Annotated in this window: 23 protein-coding genes and 1 riboswitch; of the genes, 15 read left to right on the top strand and 8 right to left on the bottom strand. The window is 65.5% G+C overall.

Annotated features, from left to right (window positions below; genetic code table 11):
* Position 1: 1 nt before the first annotated feature.
* The 6 genes from ACQY8M_RS01795 to ACQY8M_RS01770 all read right to left on the bottom strand — a co-directional run bounded on the left by ACQY8M_RS01795 (position 2) and on the right by ACQY8M_RS01770 (position 5691).
* Positions 2–1363, bottom strand: coding sequence for an acyclic terpene utilization AtuA family protein (locus ACQY8M_RS01795; protein WP_428668772.1), 1362 nt, complete (start codon positions 1361–1363; stop codon positions 2–4).
* Positions 1360–2748, bottom strand: coding sequence for an LLM class flavin-dependent oxidoreductase (locus ACQY8M_RS01790; RefSeq protein WP_428668771.1), 1389 nt, complete (start codon positions 2746–2748; stop codon positions 1360–1362). Before ACQY8M_RS01790 ends, ACQY8M_RS01795 begins: the two co-directional genes overlap by 4 nt.
* A gap of 11 nt (positions 2749–2759) precedes the next feature.
* On the bottom strand, positions 2760–3740 hold the full coding sequence (locus tag ACQY8M_RS01785) for a Bug family tripartite tricarboxylate transporter substrate binding protein (RefSeq protein WP_428668770.1): 981 nt from the start codon (positions 3738–3740) through the stop codon (positions 2760–2762).
* Positions 3741–3928: 188 nt separating this feature from the next.
* Positions 3929–4885, bottom strand: coding sequence for a LysR family transcriptional regulator (locus tag ACQY8M_RS01780; RefSeq protein ID WP_428668769.1), 957 nt, complete (start codon positions 4883–4885; stop codon positions 3929–3931).
* Positions 4886–4898: 13 nt separating this feature from the next.
* On the bottom strand, positions 4899–5474 hold the full coding sequence (locus tag ACQY8M_RS01775; RefSeq protein ID WP_428668768.1) for a phosphotransferase family protein: 576 nt from the start codon (positions 5472–5474) through the stop codon (positions 4899–4901).
* Positions 5413–5691, bottom strand: coding sequence for a hypothetical protein (locus ACQY8M_RS01770; RefSeq protein ID WP_428668767.1), 279 nt, complete (start codon positions 5689–5691; stop codon positions 5413–5415). The genes ACQY8M_RS01775 and ACQY8M_RS01770 overlap by 62 nt, the downstream gene beginning before the upstream one ends.
* Positions 5692–5741: 50 nt before the next feature.
* Positions 5742–5817: riboswitch (SAM riboswitch) on the top strand.
* Between the two features lie 67 nt (positions 5818–5884).
* Between ACQY8M_RS01770 and metZ the strand changes: the two genes are divergently transcribed.
* Entirely contained in the window at positions 5885–7096 is a 1212-nt protein-coding gene (gene metZ, locus ACQY8M_RS01765) for an O-succinylhomoserine sulfhydrylase (protein ID WP_428668766.1), read from the top strand.
* Between the two features lie 7 nt (positions 7097–7103).
* Positions 7104–7715, top strand: a complete 612-nt coding sequence (locus ACQY8M_RS01760; protein ID WP_428668765.1) for a TenA family protein — start codon at positions 7104–7106, stop codon at positions 7713–7715.
* A 51-nt stretch (positions 7716–7766) separates the two neighbouring features.
* On the opposite strand, the gene ACQY8M_RS01755 is transcribed toward ACQY8M_RS01760, so the two are convergent.
* On the bottom strand, positions 7767–8213 hold the full coding sequence (locus tag ACQY8M_RS01755; RefSeq protein WP_428668764.1) for a MarR family winged helix-turn-helix transcriptional regulator: 447 nt from the start codon (positions 8211–8213) through the stop codon (positions 7767–7769).
* An 80-nt stretch (positions 8214–8293) separates the two neighbouring features.
* On the opposite strand from ACQY8M_RS01755, the gene ACQY8M_RS01750 reads away from it, so the two are divergent.
* Together ACQY8M_RS01750 and ACQY8M_RS01745 are read left to right on the top strand one after the other, a co-directional pair.
* Positions 8294–8773: a PaaI family thioesterase gene (locus tag ACQY8M_RS01750; RefSeq protein ID WP_428668763.1), complete on the top strand. Its 480-nt coding sequence runs from the start codon at positions 8294–8296 to the stop codon at positions 8771–8773.
* Positions 8774–8819: 46 nt separating this feature from the next.
* The gene (locus ACQY8M_RS01745) at positions 8820–9728 is read left to right on the top strand and encodes a cation diffusion facilitator family transporter (RefSeq protein ID WP_428668762.1); all 909 of its coding nucleotides are present in this window, start codon (positions 8820–8822) and stop codon (positions 9726–9728) included.
* 3 nt (positions 9729–9731) lie between these two features.
* Here the strand turns inward: ACQY8M_RS01745 and ACQY8M_RS01740 are convergent, their stop codons facing one another.
* Positions 9732–11723 (bottom strand): TonB-dependent receptor, encoded by a 1992-nt coding sequence (locus tag ACQY8M_RS01740; RefSeq protein ID WP_428668761.1) that lies wholly within the window; start codon positions 11721–11723, stop codon positions 9732–9734.
* Between the two features lie 262 nt (positions 11724–11985).
* Here ACQY8M_RS01740 and ACQY8M_RS01735 point away from each other — a divergent pair, with 262 nt between their 5' ends.
* From ACQY8M_RS01735 to ACQY8M_RS01685, 11 genes are all read left to right on the top strand, one after another.
* Positions 11986–12360: a DUF2946 family protein gene (locus ACQY8M_RS01735; RefSeq protein WP_428668760.1), complete on the top strand. Its 375-nt coding sequence runs from the start codon at positions 11986–11988 to the stop codon at positions 12358–12360.
* Positions 12361–12492: 132 nt separating this feature from the next.
* Positions 12493–12966 (top strand): copper chaperone PCu(A)C, encoded by a 474-nt coding sequence (locus ACQY8M_RS01730; protein WP_428668759.1) that lies wholly within the window; start codon positions 12493–12495, stop codon positions 12964–12966.
* 4 nt (positions 12967–12970) lie between these two features.
* Positions 12971–14356: a PepSY-associated TM helix domain-containing protein gene (locus ACQY8M_RS01725; protein WP_428668758.1), complete on the top strand. Its 1386-nt coding sequence runs from the start codon at positions 12971–12973 to the stop codon at positions 14354–14356.
* 31 nt (positions 14357–14387) lie between these two features.
* Positions 14388–14756, top strand: a complete 369-nt coding sequence (locus ACQY8M_RS01720) for a DUF2946 family protein (protein WP_428668757.1) — start codon at positions 14388–14390, stop codon at positions 14754–14756.
* Positions 14757–14814: 58 nt separating this feature from the next.
* Positions 14815–17112 carry a TonB-dependent receptor gene (locus ACQY8M_RS01715; RefSeq protein WP_428668756.1) on the top strand — a complete coding sequence of 766 codons (2298 nt, stop codon included), beginning with the start codon at positions 14815–14817 and terminating at the stop codon, positions 17110–17112.
* 111 nt (positions 17113–17223) lie between these two features.
* Positions 17224–18234, top strand: coding sequence for a HoxN/HupN/NixA family nickel/cobalt transporter (locus ACQY8M_RS01710; RefSeq protein ID WP_428668755.1), 1011 nt, complete (start codon positions 17224–17226; stop codon positions 18232–18234).
* Between the two features lie 21 nt (positions 18235–18255).
* Positions 18256–18729, top strand: a complete 474-nt coding sequence (gene nikR / locus ACQY8M_RS01705) for a nickel-responsive transcriptional regulator NikR (protein ID WP_428668754.1) — start codon at positions 18256–18258, stop codon at positions 18727–18729.
* Positions 18730–18797: 68 nt separating this feature from the next.
* A complete protein-coding gene (gene apaG, locus ACQY8M_RS01700) occupies positions 18798–19190 on the top strand; it encodes a Co2+/Mg2+ efflux protein ApaG (RefSeq protein ID WP_428668753.1) in 393 nt (130 codons plus the stop codon).
* Between the two features lie 27 nt (positions 19191–19217).
* On the top strand, positions 19218–19844 hold the full coding sequence (gene folE / locus ACQY8M_RS01695; protein ID WP_428668752.1) for a GTP cyclohydrolase I FolE: 627 nt from the start codon (positions 19218–19220) through the stop codon (positions 19842–19844).
* A gap of 19 nt (positions 19845–19863) precedes the next feature.
* The gene (gene argE, locus ACQY8M_RS01690) at positions 19864–21033 is read left to right on the top strand and encodes an acetylornithine deacetylase (RefSeq protein ID WP_428668751.1); all 1170 of its coding nucleotides are present in this window, start codon (positions 19864–19866) and stop codon (positions 21031–21033) included.
* On the top strand, positions 21030–22220 hold the full coding sequence (locus ACQY8M_RS01685) for a mandelate racemase/muconate lactonizing enzyme family protein (protein ID WP_428668750.1): 1191 nt from the start codon (positions 21030–21032) through the stop codon (positions 22218–22220). The genes argE and ACQY8M_RS01685 overlap by 4 nt, the downstream gene beginning before the upstream one ends.
* Positions 22221–22228: the final 8 nt, after the last annotated feature.

The raw sequence follows: 22228 nt of genomic DNA, 5'->3' as shown, positions 1-22228 counted from the left end.
GTCAGATCTCCATGTAACGCACGGGGAACATGTCGGTCGGTGAATCGACTTCCATCAGATGATAGACGCTGAACTTGCAGACCGGCCCGGTCGGCGTCTCCGGCGGGTTGAGCGGGATGGCAAAGTTGCCCGCGGTCGCCATCTGGCCGGGATAGGCCGAGTGCAGTACGGCGATGCGGGTACTGTTGCAGATGTCGTTGGCGAGCTCCTGCGTCGGCGCGGTCACCTCGCCCATCAGCCCGACCTCGTGCGGGACGACATGGCGCAGCGGCTCCATTTCGCCCATCACCGCGTCGCGCCCGTAGACGTGGAACATCATGCTCGCCTCGCCCGAGACGAGCTGCGGGAAAATGCCCTCGGCGCGCTTGCGCACATTGGCAAGGTACGAGTCGAGCTGGCCGATCAGGATCGGATCGCGGATGCCGCCGATGAAGATCGTGCGGTAGCCGACGATCGAGGCACCCTCGAGCTTCACGCTGTACTTGTTGGTCGGCACGAATAGGCCGCCGCTCACCCGCGTGCGGCGGCTGTCGAGCGCTTCGTACTTGGCGTTGGCGAGATGCAGCGCGCCGCCCGGCCCCGGAAGAATGTCCGGCCTGCCTTTCTCGTAAAGCGTATGCGCTGCCACCGAAAGCGGCGTGCAGCTCTCGGCCGGATTCATCGGCTCGAGATCGAAGCTGTCCTTGCGGATCGTGGCCTTGATCACGCGGCCTTTGGGCTCGGCGCAGGCGGCGCCGCACTCGACGATCTTGCCCATGTGCCAATAGACACCCGGCTCGAAGCCCTTGGTCATGCAGAGGGCGGCGTGCGGCGCCGGATCGTAGGAGCGGCCGCTCACGATGATGTCGATGTCGGGCCGCTCGGTCAGCACCTTGGCGAAGGGCTCGGCACCGATCTGCGCCACGATCTCGACCGCGTCGTCGATTGCCGACGGGGCAAGATCACCGGACGGCCCGCATTCAGTGATGCGGCCCTCGTGCAGCCGCGCGTGGATCATGGCGCGATCGACGCTGGAATAGATTGCTGCCAGCTTGAACTTGTAGCCGCTTGCCGCCGACAGCTCGCGGATCAAGTCGATCATGAAATCGACCTGGGCATCGGTGCCGGCGCCGCCGGCCGAGCTGATGATCAGCGGGATCTTGCGCTCCCAGGCTGCCTTGAGCATCAGCGACACGTCACGCGCATAGGCCTCGCGCGTCACGATCGTCTTGCCGAGACCCAGCAGGTACGGGCCGGGGTCGGTCGAACCGGAGTCAACGATCATGGCGTCGACCCCGCTCTCGATGCCGCGCCAGAAGTGCTCTGCCGGCACGCCGTAGCCCAGCATGCCTTGTGGTGTGAGGATGCGAAGTTCCTGTGTCATGCCCGCCTCCGTTCGGTGGTCTTGTCGGTGTTCCGGCGCCAGCTTCCGATCGCCGGCCGTGGCAGCCCCAGCGTATCGCGCAGGGTCGTGCCAGGATACTCGCGCCGGAACAGGCCGCGCCGCTGCAGCTCGGGCACGACCAGGCGCGCCACGTCCTCGTAGGTGCCCGGGATCTTGGCCGCGGTCAGCACGAATCCGTCGCACGCCGTCTCGAACCACTCTTCCATCTCGTCGGCGACCTGGGCAGGCGTGCCGCAGAAGACCGGCCCGTCGTTGAACTGGCCGCGTCCCGAGGCTTCGACGAAGTCGCGCACCGACGGATTCTTCTTGCCGGTCTTGGCGATCACCCTGTCGCGCAAACTGTGCCAGGACACCGATGCCAGCTCCTCGTCGGTGAAGGGCTGGTCGTATTGCCACTTGGCAAAATCGACGTTCAGCACCTCGCAGAGCAGCGCCATCGAATCGATCGGCTTGGCCATCGAGGCCGCCAGCGCGCGCTGCTCCTCCGCCTGCGACGCGGTCTCGGCAACGATCACTTTCACCGCCGGCGCGATCTTGAACAGCGCCGGATCTCGGCCGGCCTTCTCGACCTCGCCCTTGAGGTAGGCGTAGTTCTTGCGGCCGATCTCGAGCGACGGGTAGGAGGCGAAGACCAGCTCGGCCCAGCAGGCGGCGAAGGCCATGCCGCGCCCGCTCTGCCCCGCCTGCAGCAACACCGGATGGCCCTGCGCCGAGCGCGGCACGGTGAGTGGGCCTTTCGACTTGAAGTATTTGCCGTTGAAGTCGAGGCGATGAACCTTGTCGGGATCGGCGAAGCGGCCGGTCTGCTTGTCGATGATCAGCGCATCGTCCTCCCAGGAATCCCACAGGCCGGTGACCACCTCCATGAATTCGTCGGCGCGGTCGTAGCGCAGGTCGTGCTCGAGATGCTCTTCGTGGCCGAAATTCTCGGCCTCCGAATTGTTGAGCGAGGTGACGACGTTCCAGGCGACGCGGCCCTTGGTCATCAGGTCGAGCGTCGCGAACAGGCGGGCGACATGGAACGGCTCGTAGTAGGTCGTCGAATAGGTCGAGCCGAGACCGAGTCGGGTGGTAGCCGAGGCCATCGCCATCAGCACGATCGTGGGATCTAGCTTCACGCAACGGATGCCGTTGGCGACCGTCTCGCGATGATCGTCGCCGTAGATGTCGGGCATCGCCAGCCGGTCGTCGAAGAAGGCCAGATCGAACTTCGCGTCCTCGAGCGTGCGCGCGATGCGCTGGTAGTACTCGGGCGACATGGAGTCCGTCATCGACGACGGATGCCGCCACGAGCCGACATAGTTCGAGCAGTTCTGCGCCTGCATGAAGGCGACCAGGCTCATCTGGCGAGGGGTTTTCGACATCTCGATCTCCTTCAATCCACCTGGGCGCCGGATGCTTCGACTGCTTTGCCCCACTTGGCTATCTCCTTGCGCAGGAAGGCGTCGAGATCGGCGGGCGTGCCTGGCCGCGGCTGCGCAAAGGTCTTGGCGAAATTGTCGGTCATGTCCTTCGAGGCCAGCGCCTTGTTGGCAGCCTCGTTGAGACGCGCGACGACCGGTGCCGGCGTACCGGCGGGCGCCACGAAGGCGGCCCATGTCATCGCCTCGAAGCCGGGCAATCCCAGTTCGGCGACGGTGGGCAGGTCGGGCATGATCGGCAGCCGCGACGCGACGCTGGTTGCCAGCGCCTTGACCGACTTGGCCTGGATGTAAGGGATGATCGCACTCGCCGATTCGAAGGCGAAGTTGACCCGCCCCGCGATCAGGTCGTTCAGCATGCCGGGCGTGCCCTTGTAGGGCACGTGCATCATATCGAGGCCCAGCTCCTTCTTCAGCAGCTCCATCGAGATGTGCTGGGTCGAGCCGCTGCCCCCCGAGCCGTAGGTCGTCTTGCCGGGATTGGCCTTCACATAGGCGACGGCCTCGGCGAACGAGTTGAACGGCAGGTCGGGTGCGGCGACTAGGAACATCGGGCTCACCCAAAGGATCGCCACCGGCGCGAAGTCCTTCAGCGGATCGTAAGGCAGCTTGCGGAACAGGCTGGGATTGATGGCGAGCGTCGCCGTCGAGCCGAACAGGAAGGTGTAGCCATCGGGCGCGGCGCTCTTGACGAACTGATGGGCGATGATGCCGGTCGCGCCCGGCTTGTTGTCGACATAGACCGCCTGCCTCAGCTCCTCCGCCATCTGCCTGGCCATCAGCCGCGCGCCGATGTCCGACGCCTGGCCCGCCGGAAAGCCCACCACGAGCTGGAGAGTGCGGTTGGGATAATCTTGGGCCTGGGCGAAGGTCCGCGACACCGGCGCCAGCGGGGCGAAGGCAAGGGCTTTGGCGAAAGCGCGCCGCGTCGTCATTGTTCCTCCAACTGTCTTGTTGGTTGCCATCTAAGGAGAGAACCGGGCTCGGAACAAATCGCTTGTGTGAATAGATTAATAGGGTACACCTATAAATTGAAGGCCCGCTGTCGTCCTGAGCGCAGCGAGGAACCTCGCGCCAGCTGCGCGGCCTGTGTCTGATCGTTCGGTGAGATCCTTCGCTGCGCTCAGGATGACAGTCGGCGAGCGCCCTCCGCCATTTCCTCCCGAAGGTGCCGGCAGAAGCGGCGCACCACCGTTGTCGGCCGAGCATCGCGCAGCATCACGATGCAGAACCGGCGATAGAGCTCGAGGCCCTCGATCTCGACCATGACATGGCCGGCCTGCAGGCTGCGGCGCGCCATCACGCGCGGCAGCAGCAGGACGCCCATGCCGGCGTCCAGCATGCCGACCAGCGTATTGAGATTGCCGGCCGATGCGGCGGGCTTCAGCGACAGCCCATGGCGGGCCACTTCCGCGGCGATGCGCGCCTTCATCGTCTCGTATTGCTCCAGCATCATCAGCGGGAAGGCCACGATCTCGTCGAGCGTCGCCCGTCCGGATCGTGCCAACGGATGATTGGGCGGCACGATCAGCACCATGTCCTCGTTGCGCAAGGTCTGGGACCTGAAGCGCCTGTCCTTGCCATCGAAGGCGACGACGGCGACATCGGCATCGCCGGCCGCGATCGCCTGGAGCGCATCGCCGTGGCGGAGGTCGCGCACCTGGATGTCGACGCCGGGATGGCGCTCGCCGTGGCTGCGGATGACGTCGGGCAGCATCGTCGCGGCAACCATCGGCGTGGCGGCGACGACGACCCGGCTGCGCGCCGCGACGGCGTCGAGCCGGAACCGATCGGCAATCCGGCGCAATCCGGCGAGCGTCTTGTTGGCCTCGGCACGCAACAGGCCGCCGCGCGGCGTCAGTTCGACCTTTCGCGTCGTGCGGACGAGCAGCTTTGTGCCGAGTGACGATTCCAGCCGCTGGATGCGGCTGGTGACGGAGGGCTGGGTGATGTTGAGCTGCCGCGCCGCGGCGCTGAAGCTGCCGAGCGTGGCGACCGCGTCGAAGGTCTCGAGGTCGACCAGCTCGAGGCGTAGTGGCGCCGTCGGGTCGCTGGCTCTTCTCGCTGGCTTGATTTTCAAGCTGGGAAGCCTTTCAGCCATAGCGTTCGAGGTCGTCGATTATGCTCGTCGCGCGCTGATGGTCGCCGATCTGGGTCCACCAGGCCCATAACACGATCGCTCCATAGAGCTGGTAGAGCATCATCGTCTCCCGCCAGTTCCGCCGGTCGATGGGACCGTAGCCGGCAAGGAGGCCGGCGCGCTTCGTCTCGTCGTCCCGCACCGAGTAGGCAATCGTCTTGGCAAGGTCCATCGGCGGATCGCCGGCGATGGGATTCTCGAGGTCGACGACGCCGGTGAGACGGAGCGATCCGCCGCGCCGCGCCGCTAGCACGTTGCCCGTGTGGAAGCCGAAGTGGCAAAGGCTCGCCCCGATGTAGCCGAAGCTGTCCATCATGATGGCATGGATCTCGCGCAGCACGCGGCCCATCTGCGCATAGATCGCGTACGTGTCGGATCGGTCGAGCGCGGGCTCCAGCCCGACCAGGCTTTTTCCGTCGAGGCGCTCCATCATGACAAAGCCGAGGTCAATCAGAGTCTTGCTGCTGTCAGCCAACAGGATACGCGGCGTCGCCACGCCGAGCCTGCCGTCGAGCAGGCGCGCGACCATGATTTCCCTTCTGCATCTTCCAGTGCAGCGCTTCGGGATAGACCTTGAGCACGTAGGCGGGTGGCCCGCCGTCGAGCTCGATCTCGAAGACGGCGCTGATCTCGCCCACCAGCAGCTCGCCGATACGCGAGAGCTTGTGGCCGGGGACGACGCGGTCGACGATGGACTGCGCCTGCATCCCGGAAATGGTCAGGATGGGCTTGAGTGTCGCGACCATGGCGTCTCGAATATAGCGCTTGCAGGGTACCGGCTTCGCGCCTATAGAACCTCCACTACCGTGGAATTTGAGCCGACCGGCTTGCGGCCACGTTAATCCTCGCTAAAAGGTCGGAGTGCTCGAAAAAGCCCCCGCCCTTCTCGGTCGGGGGCTTTTTCGTTTACGCGCGTTCATACGCGCTGTGGAGAAGGACATGGACGGGACGATCCAGCGCAAGAAGGCTGCGCCCGATATCAGGAACTGGAAGCCGCAGACGCGCGCCGTGCGTGCCGGCCAGGTGCGCAGCAACTTCGACGAGACGTCGGAGGCGCTCTTCCTCACCTCGGGCTACGCCTACAACAGCGCCGAGGAGGCCGAGGCAACTTTCAAGGGCGAAAGCACGCATTTCCAGTATTCGCGCTTCGGCAACCCGACCGTGTCGATGTTCGAGAACCGCCTGGCCGCGCTCGAAGGCGCCGAAGCCTGCCGCGCCACCTCGACCGGCATGGCGGCGGTATTCTATTCGCTGCTGGCGCTGCTGAAGACCGGGGACAGGATCGTCGCAGCGCGCCAGCTGTTCGGCTCCTGTCACTACATCATCAATGAATTGCTGCCGAAGTACGGCATTCGCGGCGAGTTCGTCGACGGCGGCGACCTCGCGCAGTGGGAGAAGGCGCTGTCGACGCCGGCCAACGCCGTCCTGTTCGAATCGCCCTCCAACCCGATGCTCGACATCGTCGATATTCAGGCGGTGTGCGACCTCGCGCACAAGGCCGGCGCCACGGTCGTGCTCGACAACGCCTTCGCGACGCCGATGCTGCAGCGGCCGCTGGAGTTCGGTGCCGACGTGGTCGTGCATTCGGCGACCAAGTACATCGACGGGCAGGGCCGCACGCTCGGCGGAGCGATCCTCGGCAGCCGCGCGTTCATCATCGACAAGCTGCAGCCGATCATCCGCAACACCGGCCCGGCACTCAGCCCGTTCAACGCCTGGGTGCTCGTGAAGGGCATGGAGACGCTCGGCCTGCGCATCGACCGTCACTGCGCCAACGCGCGCAAGGTGGCGGATGCGCTTGCCACACATCCGAAGATCGGCCGTGTGCTCTATCCCGGCCGGCCCGACCATCCGCAACACCAGCTCGCGGCCAAGCAGATGTCGAACTTCGGCGGTGTCGTTACCTTCGACATAAGGGGCGGCAAGCACGCGACGTTCGATGCGCTCAATCGCCTGAAGCTGGTCGACATCTCCAACAACCTGGGCGATGCCAAGAGCATGGTCACCCATCCGGCGACGACGACGCACATGCGCATCGGCGCGGAGGAGCGCGCCAAGCTCGGCATCGGCGACGGCACGGTGCGCATCTCGGTCGGTCTCGAGGATGCCGACGACATCGTCGGCGACCTCGTCCAGGCGCTTGGCAGCTGATCGTCCCGTGTCGCTGGCACAACAGCTCTGGCGGGCCAACGCCGATTGGGCCGACAGGATCCTCGCCCACCCCTTCGTGCAGGGGCTGGGTGACGGATCGCTGCCGGTGGCGGCCTTCAAGAGCTACGTGGCGCAGGATGCCTACTTCCTCGACGCCTTCGCGCGCGCCTATGCCTTCTGCCTGGCGCACGGCACCTCGCGTGACGACCTGTTCGGTTTCTCCGAGCTGATCGCCGGCGTGCTGGAAGAGCTCAAGCTGCACAAGAGCTACACTGAGAGTCTTCAGGTTTCGCTCGATGGCGTGATGCCGCTGCCGGCGACGCAGGCCTATGTCGACTTCCTGCTCGACACGGCGCGCCGTGGCGATCTCGGCGAGACCATTGCCGGCATGACACCCTGCATGCGGCTCTATGCCTTCCTCGGCCAGATGCTGGCCAAGAAGGACGTGGCGCCGGCCTACGCAGATTGGGTGAAGACCTATTCCGATCCGGGCTTCGAGGCGCTGGCCGTACGGCTGGAAGGGCTGCTCGACCTGCATGCCGTCGACAGCCCGGCGGTGCGCGCGAACTACCGCCGCGCGATGGAGCTGGAATACGGCTTCTTCGACGCGAATCGTTAGAGGTCTTGCCGGGCCGCGGGCCGGACGCCCGCGATCCGGCAAAGAAATCGTCTACAGCGTCGCCAGCCTCTCCATCGACTGATCGAGCGCCCCATGCAGGTCGGCGGTCAACTTGCTGCCCATGGCGGCCCGCACTTCCTGCTCGGCGTTGGCCCACAGCGGCAGTGCGCGCTTGAACAGCGCGCGGCCGGCCGGGGTCGCGACCAGCTCGTGCCGGCGCTTGTCGCCGGAGCTCGACCGCTCGACCAGCCCGTCGATCAGCAGCGGCTTCAGGTTGCGGGTGAGAGTGGTGCGGTCGGTCGCCAGCAGCTCCGACAGCCGGCCGATCGAGACTGGCCCTTCGGCGGCGATGAAGCCCAACAGCGAGAATTGCGAAATCTTGAGGCCGGTCGGCGCCATGTGCTGGCTGTAGATCGCTGTCACGCGGCGGGCAGCGCTGCGAATGCGAAAGCAGGTGCATTCGGCGGGCGAGAGGCGCAGCGGGGCAGGAACCGACATGACCGGGACAGTACCGCCGAGCGCTTGCCCGGGCAAAGGGTCAATGTGTATATGCACATAATAGAGCGATGGAGACGATGATGACGAAGACTCCCTCGGCTGGCTTTGGCGTGGTGCCGATCGAGCGGGCCCGCACCATGGACGGCATGACGCTGTTCGGCGAGATCATGGCCGGCCGCCTGCCCGCGCCGCCGATGGCCAAGGCCCTTGGCTTCTGGATCGAGGAGGTCGAGTTCGGGCGGGTCGTGTTCGGCTACCAGCCGGCTTTCGAGCACTACAATCCCCTCGGCAGCGTGCATGGCGGTGTCGCCGCCACCTTGCTCGATTCGGTCATGGGCTGCTGCATCCACACCACGCTCAAGGCCGGCACGGGCTACACCACGGTCGAGATCAAGGTGAACTACGTGCGTGCCATGACCGACAAGACCGGCGAGGTCCGCGCCGAAGGCAAGGTGATCAATGTCGGCTCGCGCATCGCCACGTCGGAAGCCCGGCTGGTCGACCAGGCGGGCAAGCTGCTGGCGCACGGCACCACGACCTGTCTGATCTTCCCGATCTGATCTCAGACTCCTCGCTCCCGTCGAGGGGAGAGGAATATGATCGGGCATGCTCGACGCGACTGCCGAACAACGCATCCTCCGGCTATCGATCGGCGTGACGGTGCTCGTCTCGTTGTTCGGCGTGATGTTCGGCCTGCTGTCAGGCTCGCTGTCGATCGTGTTCGATGGCGTGTTCTCGGCGATCGATGCAGCGATGTCGGGGTTGGCGCTGTTCGTGTCGCGGCTGGTGACGAGGACCGGCGACAACCGCCGCTTCCAGTTCGGCTACTGGCACATCGAGCCCATGGTGCTGGCCTTCAACGGTGGCACGCTGATGCTGCTCTGCTTCTACGCCTTCCTCAACGCGGTCGACAGCTTCCTGGCCGGCGGTCGCGCGCTCGCGTTCGACTGGGCGATTGCCTACGCGGTTATCGTCTGTGCCACCTGCTTCAGCATGTTCTTCTACGAGCAACGCCGTAACCGGAGCATCGTTTCGGACTTCGTGCGGCTCGACGCCCAGAGCTGGCTGATGTCGGCGACCATCACCTCGGCCCTGCTGGTCGCCTTCGGGATAGCCCTCGCCGTGCAGGGAACGCAGTGGGAGCGGTTGACACCCTACGTCGACCCCGTCGTCCTGGCGGTGCTGACCCTCGGCCTCGCCTTCGTGCCGGTCCGCACCGTGCGCAAGGCGCTGCAGGAAATCCTGCTGATCACGCCGCCCGAGCTCGACCAGCAGGTGCGCCAAGTCATGGAGAAGATCGTTTCCAAGTACGACTTCCGTTCCTTCACCAGCTACGTCGCCAAGGTCGGCCGCGCGCAGTTCATCGAAATCCACATCGCCGTGACGCCCGATTGGCCACTCACCAGCATCGCCGCCACCGATGCGATCCGCCGCGAGATCGGCGATGCGATCGGCGGCGAGGGCCCGCAGCGCTGGCTCACCATCGACTTCACCGCCGACCCGCGCTGGCTGTAGCGTCTAGAAGGCCTTGGCGACGGTGAAGCGGAACGCGAGCGGCTCGACCGGGTGGAAGTGTATGTCGTTGACCGGCGCCGCCTCGGTGCGCAGCTGCGACTGATAGTAGTAGTCGATCTGGCTGGCCTGGGTGTTGAAGATGTTGAAGCCGTCGACCTGCAGCTTGAGCCCGTTGTCGAACACATAGCCCAGCCGGGCGTTGAAGATCGAGGTCGGGTTCGAGTTCACGCTGCCGTCCTCGACCAGCGGGCGGGAGCCGAAGTAGCGCCAGCGCAGCGCGCCGAACCAGCCCGTCGGCTCGCCCAGGACGATGCCCGCGGAGGCGATCATGGCCGGAGAGCCCGGGATGAAGCTGCCCAGGGGATCGTAGTCGGTGAAACGAGCCTGGGTGTAGGCGAGGTCAAAATCGAGCGAGGCCCAGGAGAACGGCCGGTAGCGGTTGGTCCATTCGAAGCCGACGCGGCGGCTCGGCCGGGTCGCCTCCGTCGTGCCGGCATCGCCCACGAACAAGAGCTCGGAGTCGAACTCCAGCAGGAACAGCGCGAAAGTCGAATCGAGGCCTTTCAGGAACTGCGTCCGAACGCCGACCTCGGCGCCGCGGGAGCGCACGAGCAGCGGCACCCTCTGCTGCAGCGTCATCCCGTCGGTCGGATCGACGGTGATGGTGGCGCCGCGCACGTCGTTGCTGTGGAAGCCCAGGCCCGCATTGAGATAGAGTTCGGTCTGCGCGAAGGGTCCGAACACCAACCCGGCCTTGGGGCTGGCGAGGAAAGCGTTCGTCTGGCCCGAGTTCGCCATCGTGTCGGAGGCGACCGAAGCCCAGTACAGGTCGCCGCGCACGCCGATGGTCGAGCGGACCCAGTCGGTCCATTTTATCTTGCTTTCAGCATACAGCCCGACGCTGGTTTCACTGACCTGGTCACTGCGCACCGTGGCAGTCGGCACCCGCTGCGTGGTGTTGAAAAGGCCAACGGCGATGTCGTCATAGCGGATCTGGGTGCCGAAAGTGGTGGCCGTCTCAAGGCCGAGGAAAGAATGAAACAGCGTATGACTGGCATTCAGCCCCAGTATCTTGCGCTTGTCGGTCTGCTGGAACTGGTCGCCGCCGGTGGGATTGTCCAGGAAGTAGGTGAAATTGTTGTAGAGATTGAGCGTCTGGTAGATGAAGTAGCCTTCGACCTTGCTGGAGGATTTCTCGTCCGACCGTGACCAGCGCGCCGACAGCGAATAGCGCTGGGCGTCGCCACCATCGGTCTGGTCGACGGCGCCGAAGCGGTCGAGCGAGCCGTCGAGCACGGCACGCAGCGGGACCTGGTCGGTGGAATGCCAGGAATTGGTGTAGGCGAGCGCCGTCACCGCCAAGCCGTTGTCCGCGGTGCCCTCGCTGTAGCGCAGGAAGCCGTTGTACTTGCGGGTGGCGTCGGGCACCTGCCAGGCGCCGTCGTAACGCACGATCTCGCCCGCGGCGGTCAAGGTGCCGGCGCCGACATTCATCGAACCGGCGGCCAGCCCGCGCCAGTAGCCGAAGCTGCCGCCGGTCAAGGAGACCAAATTGGTCTCGAGCCGGTTGGCATAGGCCATGTGCAGCGAACCCGCCGAGGCGAAGTCGCCCTCCGATGCCCAGTAGGGGCCCTTGCGGATGAGCATGCTTTCGACGAGCTCGGGAATCAGGAAGTTGACGTCGGCGTAGCCCTGTCCATGGCCATGCGTCCGCATATTGATCGGCATGCCGTCGAGCCAGATGGCGAGATCCGTGCCGTGGTCGAGATTCATGCCGCGCAGGAAATACTGGTTGGCTTTGCCCTCGCCCGAGTGCTGGGTGACGATCAGGCCGGGAACCGCCTCGAGCATTTCACCCGGCCGCTCGATCGGCCGCGTGTTGAGCGTCTCGCCGGATATGCGCTGCTCGGACGCCGCGTCGGTCGGCTCGGCCTCGAGGGCTCGCGGCGAGGTGACGGTGACGGCAGGAAGAACGACGGATGCGCCTGTGGGCATGCTGGGCAAAGGACTGGCGGGAGCGTCCGCCGGAGGAGCGGTCTGCGCCCAAGCCTCCCCCGAGGCTGCGAGCACGAGCACGAATGACAGGAAGTGCCGCGTATGCATTTTGAGAGGATTGTGCATACGCCGTGGCGAGGTGCAAGCATGGAGTGCCTGGGCGAGGGTTCTTCGCGCTGCCGGATGCGACCCGGCGATTGCTGCGGCAAGCCATTCACTGGACGCCCTGCCTATCGCAAGACATAGTCGGACCATGGATCGCATGCCTCCCATTACGGGACCGCGCCTGTACGCTCTCGCGGCAGCGCTGTTTGCGATCACGCTCAATTTCCTGCAGCCGCTGGTGCATGCGGCGCTGATGCGCGATGGCGCTCCGCAGGCGATGTGGAGTGTCGTGTGTAGCGCGACGGCCGCCGATCCGAATGGTAAGCAGGTGCCCGATCAGGGGCCCGCGCAGGCACATGAGTGCTGCCTCGGGCTGGCCCACGTCGCTCCGCTGGCGGCGCCGTCGCCGGTCTTCGTCGTTCTTCCGCCCATCGTCTCCGCGCTCTCGCCGTCTGTCCCGGGCGAGCCCTCCCTTTCGGCCGGCATCCGAGACGGACCACCCCGACCGCGCGGACCTCCTTTCTTCGTCTGACACGCCGCTTCGTTGCGAAGCGGCAATAGCCAGCGCCATGCCTTGCCGCATGGCGCCTTTGCTCGTCCCTCGAGGGGCGCGCGAATCAGGTACGCGCGCCCGCCAATGTCATCCCGATCGGAGGAACCCGCCATGAATCGTCGTCATCTCCTTGTCCTGTCGTCGGCCAGCGCTTTGTTCGGCCTGCCTGCCGCGGCGCATGACTACACGATCGGCAACCTCAAGATCGGCCATCCCTGGGCACGTGCCACGCCGCCGGCCGCGTCATCGGGGGGCGGCTTCCTTACCGTCACGAATACCGGCACGACGTCAGACCGGCTTGTTTCGGCCACCAGTCCGGCCGCCGGCCAAGTCCAGGTCCATGAGATGAAGATGGACGGTACCATCATGCGCATGCGCGAGGTCGAGAACGGGTTGGAGATCCGGCCCGGGGCGACGGTCGCGCTTGCGCCAGGCGGCTTCCACCTCATGATGATGGGCCTCAAGGAACCCCTGAAGGAGGGAACCCGCGTGCCGGTCACGCTGGTCTTCGAGAAGGCCGGGAAGATCGATGTCGAGCTGATGGTGATGGCGCTCGGCGCCTCGCCCGACCCGCACAAGCATTGAAGCCGTGAACAAGCCGACCCCTGCGCAGGTACGCCACATACGCCGCACTCTGCTGTGGCGCATCCACCTGTGGGCGGCCCTGATCGCCAGTCCGTTCGCAGTGGTCGCCTGCCTGACCGGCCTGCTCTATGCCTTCACTCCGCAGATCGAGAAGTCGCTGTACGGCCGGCTGGACCGCGTCGCACCCGCGGAGCGACGCCTGCCGCTCGACGAAGCAGTCGCCGCCGCGCGGCTGGTCGCGCCGTCTGGCTTCGTCCTGCACTCGGTCGTTCCGGCACATGGTCCCACCGATGCGGTGCGCGTGGCCTTCCTCCCGCCGGCGGCACCGGTCGGCCATGCTGGCCACGGCGCGTCCGTGGCCTCGCCCAAGGCGCCGGCCTTCCTGCGGCCCAACTTCGGCATCCCCGGGCGCGCGACGGTCGTCTACGTCGATCCCTACACCGCCGAAGTTACCGGCGTGCTGCCCGAAGCGGAGCGCTTCTCCAACTGGGCGCGCCGCCTGCATTCGAGCCTGATGCAGGGTGACGGCTGGCGCTGGATGATCGAGCTGGGCGCAAGCTGGATGATGGTCATGCTGCTCACCGGCATCGTCCTGTGGTGGCCAGGCAGCGGCCAGGCGGGACTGCCCGCCCGCGGCGCCACCGGCCGCACGGCGTGGCGGCAATGGCACGCCTTTGTGGGCGTTGCGCTCAGCCTCGTGAGTCTCGCGATCCTCAGCACCGGTCTGACCTGGAGTCGCACCGCCGGCAGCCAGATCCGCTGGGCGCGTGATGTCACCGGCCAGACGCCGCCCCGCATCCCGGCGACGTTCGCGTCCGTCGTTCCGGAAGGCGTCGGGATGATGAGCTGGGAACAGGCACTCCAGGCCGTCGCAGCACAGTCGCCGGATTCGGTTACGCAGATCATGCCTCCGACCGGGCCGACCGGATATTGGCGTGTCAACCAGCTCGAGAAGACAGGCCAACCGACGCGAAGCTTCGACCTTCTGCTCGACGCCTATTCCGGCCGGCCGCTCTATCGTAGCGGCTGGGCGGAGCAGACGGCGTTTGGCAAGGCCACGGCGATCGGCATTCCCTTCCACCGTGGCGAATACGGACTCTGGAACCAGGCGCTGCTCGTGCTGTTCGGCGCAGGGATTCTGTTCTCGCTGATCTCCGGATGGACGATGTTCTTCAAGCGCTGGAAGCGCGGGCAGCCCGTCCTTCCGTCGTCGATGCCTGACGCTTGGCGCCACGCCTCCTTATGGGCGTGGCCTACGGGCGCTGTCTTGATGCTGGCGATGCCTCTGCTGGCTGCGACCGCCCTCCCGGTGGCGCTCGCGGAAGCCTTCGCCGCCTGGCGCGCGAGCCGGCGAGCTTCCTGGCGAATCGATCGTGCCGGCGCGGTCTGACGTGAGTAGCGGGCGACGACCGCCGGCCGGTGTGCTGTTCGCCGCGCTGCTCGCCGTCACGCTCAACCTGTTGCAGCCTATGGCGCATGCCGTGCTGATGCGTGACGCCGGCCCTGGCACTTTGTGGTCGGGCTGGTGCAAGGCGTCTGCTGCCGATCCGAAAGGCCCGGCCTCGCCGGATCGCGGCGCTCCGGCCTCGCCCACAGCTCCCGGACAGTACGATTGCTGCCTCGGCCTCGCGTACGCGCCTTCACTTGTCGTGCCCTCCAACGATTTCGTGCTTCTGTTGCCGATGGGCGGGGCCGCGCTCGTGCTGTTGCCGGCCGCACAGCGCCCCTCCATCGCAATCCGAGACGGTCCTCCACGACCGCGCGGCCCTCCTTTCTCCCTGACGACCTGAAACCCGCGCGGCGTGTCGCAGCCGCGCGTTCGTTCGTCAATCAAGGGGAGAGTAACTCATGCCTGTTTCCATTCGTATTGCCACCGGCGTCGCCGTCGCTGCCGTCGTGTCCATGCCCATCGTGACCCGCGCCCAATCCGCTCCCGAAGGGCAGATAGCGCAGCAACAGATGCCCACCGTTACGGTGACTGCGCCGCAGACGGCGCCGGAGATTCCACCCGTTTCGCCGCAGATAGAGCGCTACAGCCCGCCGAACACGATCGTGAGCACGGATCGCCAGCGGATCGACCAGACGGTCAACATTGTCGACACCGAGGACGCGGTCAAATACATGCCGAGCCTGTTTCTTCGGAAGCGCAACTTCGGCGATACGCAGGCGGTGATCGCGACCCGCACCTGGGGCGTCAACTCGAGCGCGCGCACGCTGGTCTATGCCGACGACATCCTGCTCACGGCGCTGATCGCCAACAACAACACCCTCGGCGCGCCGCGCTGGGGGCTGGTCTCGCCGGAAGAGATCAAGGGCATCGACATGCTCTATGGCCCGTTCTCGGCCGCCTACCCCGGCAATTCGATCGGCGGCGTGATGCTGCTCACCACGCGCATGCCGGACAAGCTCGAGACGACGCTCAATCAGACCTTCGCCTTCCAGAACTACGGCTACTACAGCACGCACGACACTTTCTCGACGTCGAACACCTCCGGCACGATCGGCAGCAAGGTGGGGCCTTTTTCGTTCTTCCTCTCTGCCAACCGCGAGGAGAGTTTCAGCCAGCCGCTGACTTTCGTGACGACCGCTGCGATTCCCGCCAACACCTACGGCACCATCGGCGCGACGAACAAGACCGGCCAAGCGGCGAACGTGGTCGGCGCGGGCGGCCTGCTGCACACCATCATGGACAACTACAAGCTCAAGTGGGCGGTCGAGCTGAACGACTGGCTGACCTTCAGCCATACGCTGGGTTACTGGCAGAACAACGCCTATTCGACCGTGCAGAGCTACCTGACGCAGAACGGTATGCCGACCTTCGCCGGCCTGAACGGTTTCGCATCCGGCAATTACCGGCTGCAGGAACAGCATCTGGCCAACGCGGTCTCACTGAAGAGCGACACGCGCGGCAACTGGGACTTCGAGCTGGTCGGCACCTACTATGCCTACCTGAACTCGACGCAGCGCGCGCCGTCGAGCGTCGGTCCCGGGCTGAACTTCTCGAACGCCGGCACCAACGCGCAGCTCGGCGGCACCAACTGGTGGACCGCCGACGCCAAGGGCATCTGGCGCCCCAGCGGCGTCGGCGGCCCGCACGAGGTGAGCTTCGGTATCCACGCCGACCAGTACACGCTCAACAACCCGACCTATGCGCTGTCGAGTTGGCTCACCTCGCCGGACAACGGCACAGGCCTCCTCAGCGCCCTGGGTGCCGGCAAGACTCAGACCTGGGGCCTCTGGGTGCAGGACAGGTGGAAGCTCGCGCCGGACTGGACCGTGACGCTCGGCGCCCGCGGCGAGACATGGACCGCCTTCAACGGCTACAACATCGCGGGCAACATCGCCACCAGCCAGCCAACGGTCAGCTCCACCGATATCTCGCCGAAGGCCTCGATCGCCTGGCAGGTCAATCCGGAGTGGAGCACGAAGCTCAATTTCGGCCGGGCGGTGCGCTATCCGACGGTGACTGAGCTTTACCAGGTCGTGACGAACGCGCCGATCAACGCCCAGCCCAATCCGAACCTGCTGCCCGAATCTGCGCTCAGCTTCGAGTGGTCGTTCGAACGCCAGACCAGGAACTCGCGCGCCCGCCTGACCCTCTTCGAGGAAGATACCTCGAACGCGCTGATCCAGCAGACCAGCCTCATCAATGGCGTGCCGACCAACAACACCCAGAACGTCGGGCTGGTCCGCAACCGCGGCGTCGAGGTCGTAGGCGAGCTGACCGACGTGCTCACTCCGGGCCTCGACCTGTCGGCGAGCGTGACCTACGTCGATTCGAAGATCCTCTCGAACCCGAATTTCCGGAGCAACACAGGCTCTTTCTCGGAAGGGATGTGGGCGCCCTACGTGCCGCAATGGCGCGGAAATGCGCTCGCGGTCTACAGGGCGAACGACAAGTTCAATGTCTCCGCCGGCCTCCGCTGGCAGGGCTGGATGTATTCCACCATGGACAACAGCGACTACATCCACGGCGTCTACCAGAGCTTCGACCCCTTCGCCGTGGTCGATTTGAAGGCGCGTTACAAGTTCATGGACCACGCTGCGATCGAGGTCGGCGTCGATAACGTGGGCGACTACAACTACTTCCTGTTTCATCCGTTCCCGGGCAGAACCTTCATCGCCAGCCTCAAGGCGACCTTCTAGGAAGCGCACGCGCGCGGCGGCGCGCCGATACTGCAAAGAACTTCGTGTGCATTTCTTGTCAATTGTGCATACATCCTTCGGGAACACCGCTTCGTTCGCGTTGGAGTAAGCATGCAGCCCTTCATGGGCCTTCTGGGATCCTTGATCCTTGCCAATGTCGCGGCTTGGGCGTGGGCGCTGGTCGCATTCCATGACCATCCCGTTCTGCTGGGCACGGCGCTGCTGGCCTGGAGCCTCGGGCTGCGGCACGCCGTCGATGCCGATCACATCGCGGCGATCGACAATGTCACGCGCAAGCTGATGCAGGAGGGGCGCCGGTCGGTGACCGTGGGCCTGTTCTTCGCTCTGGGCCATTCGGCGGTGGTGGCGCTGGTCGTGGCGGGGCTCGCGGCCGTGACACCGCTGCTCGGCGAGCATCTGGAGGCGTTCAAGCAGATCGGCGAAGTGATCGGGACGCTGGCGTCGACGCTGTTCCTGTTCGCCATCGCGATCGTCAATCTGGTCATACTCAAGTCGCTCTGGCGCATTCTACGCCGCGTGCAAGCCGGTGGCGGCCATGCCGAGGAGGACCTCGACGCGGTCCTGCGCGGCAGCGGGTTTCTGGCGCGGCTGTGCCGGCCACTGTTCGGCTTGATCACCCGGCCCTGGCACATGCTGCTGCTGGGGTTCCTTTTCGGGCTCGGATTCGACACTGCGACGGAAGTCGCGTTGCTCGGCCTGGCGGCGAGCCAGTCGGCGCACGGGTTGCCCCTCTGGTCGGTCCTGGTGTTCCCGGCCCTGTTCGCCGCCGGGATGTCGCTGGTCGATACGGCGGACGGAGCCTTGATGGTCCGTGCCTATGGCTGGGCCTTCGTGGAGCCGGTCCGCAAGCTCTACTACAATCTCGCGATCACCTCGGTGTCCGTGGTCGTGGCCATCGCAGTCGGAAGCTTCGGGTTGTTCGGGCTGCTCGGCGAACGCCTGGAATCATCGGGCGCATTCTGGGATATGATCGGGGTGTTGAACGACAACGCGGACGGGCTTGGGTTCGTCATTATCGGCGTCTTCGTCGCGATCTGGATCGGCGCCATCGCCTTCTACCGCTATGGGCGACGGGGCGAGGTCGACGCGGCGGCAGATTGACCGTCAAGGAGCGTGAACGACATGCAGCGCATCACCCTTTCGGTCGACGACGACCTCGTGGCCACGCTCGACCGCCACATGAAGGCGCGTCGCTACGCCAGCCGTTCGGAGGCGCTGCGCGATATCCTGCGGGAGATGCAGGCACGCGAGCGGCTGGAGACCCCGTCGGTGGAAAAGGGCGATGGCTTCTGCGTCGCCACCCTCGCCTATGTCTACGACCACGAGACGCGCGAACTCGGCCGGCGACTTACCCAGGCGCAGCACCGCCATCACGATCTCCAGGTGGCGACGCTGCACGTTCATCTCGACCATCATTCCTGCCTCGAGGTCTCGGTGCTGCGCGGGGCGGTGAAGGCGGTTCGGGCGTTGGCCGACGATACGGTGAGCCAGCGCGGTGTACGCCATGGCGAGCTGCACGTGATCCCGGCCGAGCGCGCCAGCGGCCGCCATTCGCATGGCGATGGCGCACACGACCACGAGCACATTCACGCCTGATCTCTCCTCTTGCCGGATTTGACCTTTTGGCGGGAGAATCCCATCTCAGGGCTTGAGGAAATGCCGACATGTACAGTGCAACCACCCGTGCCATATGCGTGACCGTGAAGCCGCAATATCTGCCCGATCAGTCCGATCCGGCCAAATCCCAGTATGTCTGGGCCTATCAGGTCCGGATCGAGAACAAGGGTGATGTTGCGGTGCAGCTGCGCAGCCGGCACTGGAAGATCACCGACGGGCTTGGTCGCAAGCAGGATGTCAAGGGCGCCGGCGTGATCGGCCAGACTCCCCGGCTGAAACCGGGTGAGGCCTTCGAATATACTTCCGGCACGCCGCTCTCGACGCCATCGGGGTTTATGAGCGGCACCTATCAGATGGTGAGCGAGACGGGCGAGAATTTCGATATTGAGATTCCGACATTCTCGCTCGACACGCCCGGCGGGTCGCGACAGCTTAACTAACCCGCCGAGGCGGCAGGGGAGAGACGGATGAACAAGATGCTGAAGAAGGGCGAGGTCGGTTCGCCGGCCACCGGCGTTGCGCGACCGACGCGTCAGGAGGCCGAGGAGGCCGTCCGGACGCTGATCCGCTGGGCCGGCGACAATCCTGAGCGCGAGGGCCTGCTCGGCACGCCTGACCGGGTCGTGCGCTCCTACCTGGAATTCTTCGCGGGCTATGAGGAAGATCCCGGCGAGATCCTCAAGCGGACGTTCGAGGAGGTCGAGGGCTACGACGAGGTCGTGGTGCTGCGCGACATCCGCGTCGAGTCCTATTGCGAGCACCACATGGTGCCGATCATCGGCAAGGTCCATATCGGCTATCTGCCGGACAAGCGGGTGGTGGGCATCAGCAAGCTGGCGCGCGTCGTCGACGCCTTCGCCAAGCGCCTGCAGATCCAGGAGAAGCTCACCGCCCAGATCGCCAATACGCTGCAGGAGGTGCTGCAGCCGCGCGGCGTCGCTGTGGTGATGGAGGCGGCGCACCAGTGCATGACCACACGCGGCGTGCACAAGTCGGGCGTCGACATGGTGACCAGCCGCATGCTGGGCGCCTTCCGCGACAATGGCGAGACGCGTCGCGAGTTCCTGACTATGATTGGGCATTCGTCCGCTTAATCACCGTCTGGAGTTTTCCTTGCCCGGAGAGATCGTCGACCCAGTCGAAATGCTGCGTCGCCTGGTGGCGTTCGACACCACGTCGCGTAATTCCAACCTCGCCCTGATCGAGTACGTCCAAGATTACCTCAAGGGGCACGGCGTCGAGTCGAAGCTGGTGCCGAGCGAGGACGGCAAGAAGGCCAACATGTTCGCGACCGTCGGACCGAACGTGGCGGGCGGGGTGGTGCTGTCGGGCCATACCGACGTGGTGCCGGTCGACGGCCAGCCGTGGGATACCGATCCCTGGACGCTGACGCTGAAGCCCGACGGCAAGTATTACGGCCGCGGCACCTGCGACATGAAGGCGTTCTATGCGATCGCGCTCGCGATGCTGCCGCAGTTCCTCGAGGCCAGGCTCAAGAAGCCGATCCACTTCGCGCTGAGCTACGACGAGGAGGTGGGCTGCATCGGCGCCCACTCGCTCGCCGCTGCCATGGCCCGCGAGGTCCCCAAGCCGCGTGCCATCATCATCGGCGAGCCGACCATGATGACGGTGGTCCATGCCCACAAGGGGGCGCAGATTTACATCACTAAGTTCACCGGCTTCGAGGCGCATTCCTCGATGACCCATCTCGGCGTGAGCGCGATCCACTTCGCCGGCGAGTTCGTGCACTATCTCAACACCGTGCAGGACGAGCTCGACAGGCAATTCCCGCCGACCAGCGAGTTCACTCCGCCGGCGCCGACCTTCAACGTCGGGACGATCGTCGGCGGCACCGCCGGCAATATCCTGGCGCGAGAGTGCGAAGTGCTGTGGGGCTACCGTGAGCTGCCCGACCGGCCGCTCACGGCGCTCGGTGAGCGCGCCCAGCAATGGCTGAAGGAAGAGCTGCTGCCGAAGATGAGAAGCAAGCATCCGGCAGCCGCGATCGACACGGTCGTGCGCTCCTCGACCGTCGGCTTCTCGCCGGAGGGCAACGAGGACGCCAAGGCGCTGGCCGCCAACTGGTCGGGCTCGAACACGGTGGGCAGCGTGGTCTATGGCACCGAGGCCGGCATCTTCCGCAAGACACTCGGCGTGCCGACGGTGGTCTGCGGCCCGGGCGACATCGCCCAGGCGCACCAGCCCAACGAGTTCATCCTCGCTTCGCAGATCACGGCCTGCGAGGGCTTCATGAAGCGGATGGTGGAGTGGGCCAGCCAATGAAGATTGCGCGCTACGAGACCTTCAAGTGCGACGCCGGGTGGCGGACCTTCTCGTTCCTGAAGATGGTCACCGACTCGGGCATCGTCGGTTGGTCTGAATACAACGAGAGCTTCGGCAGTCCCGGTCTCTCGGGCGTGATTGACGTGCTGATGCCCAGCGTGATCGGCCAGGATCCGATGGCGCTCGAGCTCATCAACGCCGTGCTTGCCACACGCTCGACCCAATCTCGCGGCGGCGTGGTGCGCCAGGCGATCGCGGCGATCGAGAACGCGCTGCTCGACATCAAGGGCAAGGCGCTCGGCGTGCCCGTCTATCAACTGTTCGGCGGCAAGTTGCGCGAGCGCATTCCCGTCTACTGGTCACATTGCGGCTCGTACCGCATGCGCAACGCTGAGCTGGTCGGCGAGCCCGCCGTGCGCACCTACGACGACATGACCAGGGTCGGCGCCGAGGTGAAGGCCAAGGGCTTCAGCGGCCTCAAGACCAATATCGCGATCGAGATCGATGGCCTGATCCAGGCCTATCGGCCGGGCTTCGTCGTCGGCCGCGGCTTTCCCGAGCGCAACTGGGACGCCTTCATCGCGCGCAGCGCGGCGAAGACGGTCGAAGCCTTCCGCAAGGGCTGCGGACCCGATGTCGGCATCATGCTCGACACCAACTTCCATTTCCGTACCGAAGGCTTCCGGCGCATCGCCGAGGCGGTCGGACCGACCGGCCTGACCTGGCTCGAGCTTGATGCGCACGATCCGAGGTCGATCGCCCTGATCCGCCGCGACTCGCCGTGCCCGATCGCCTCGGGCGAGACGTTGCTCGAGCGGCGCGACTTCCGGCCCTATCTCGAGGCCTACGCCTTCGACACCGCGATCGTCGACGTGGTGTGGAACGGCTTCTACGAGTCGCTGAAGATCGCGGCGATGGCCGAGGTTTATGAGGTGAACGTCGCGCCGCACAATTTCTATGGCCATCTCGCGTCCGCTATCAGCGCGCATTTCTGCGCCGCCGTGCCGAACTTCCGCGTCATGGAGATCGATATCGACAGCGTGAAGTGGCGCGACGAGTTCTTCACTGTGGCGCCGACGATCGAGAACGGCGACTACGTCCTGCCGACCGGCCCCGGCTGGGGTGTGGAGGTCAACGAGGCCGCAGTGCGTGCGCGCCCACCCACAGCGGCAAGCGGCGGTATTTGAAGCGGATT

The sequence above is a fragment of the Reyranella sp. genome (assembly GCF_965279465.1).
GTDB lineage: Bacteria > Pseudomonadota > Alphaproteobacteria > Reyranellales > Reyranellaceae > Reyranella.
The sequence above is the reverse complement of the archived record's forward strand: the minus strand, read 5'-3'. Positions and strand labels throughout refer to the sequence as shown.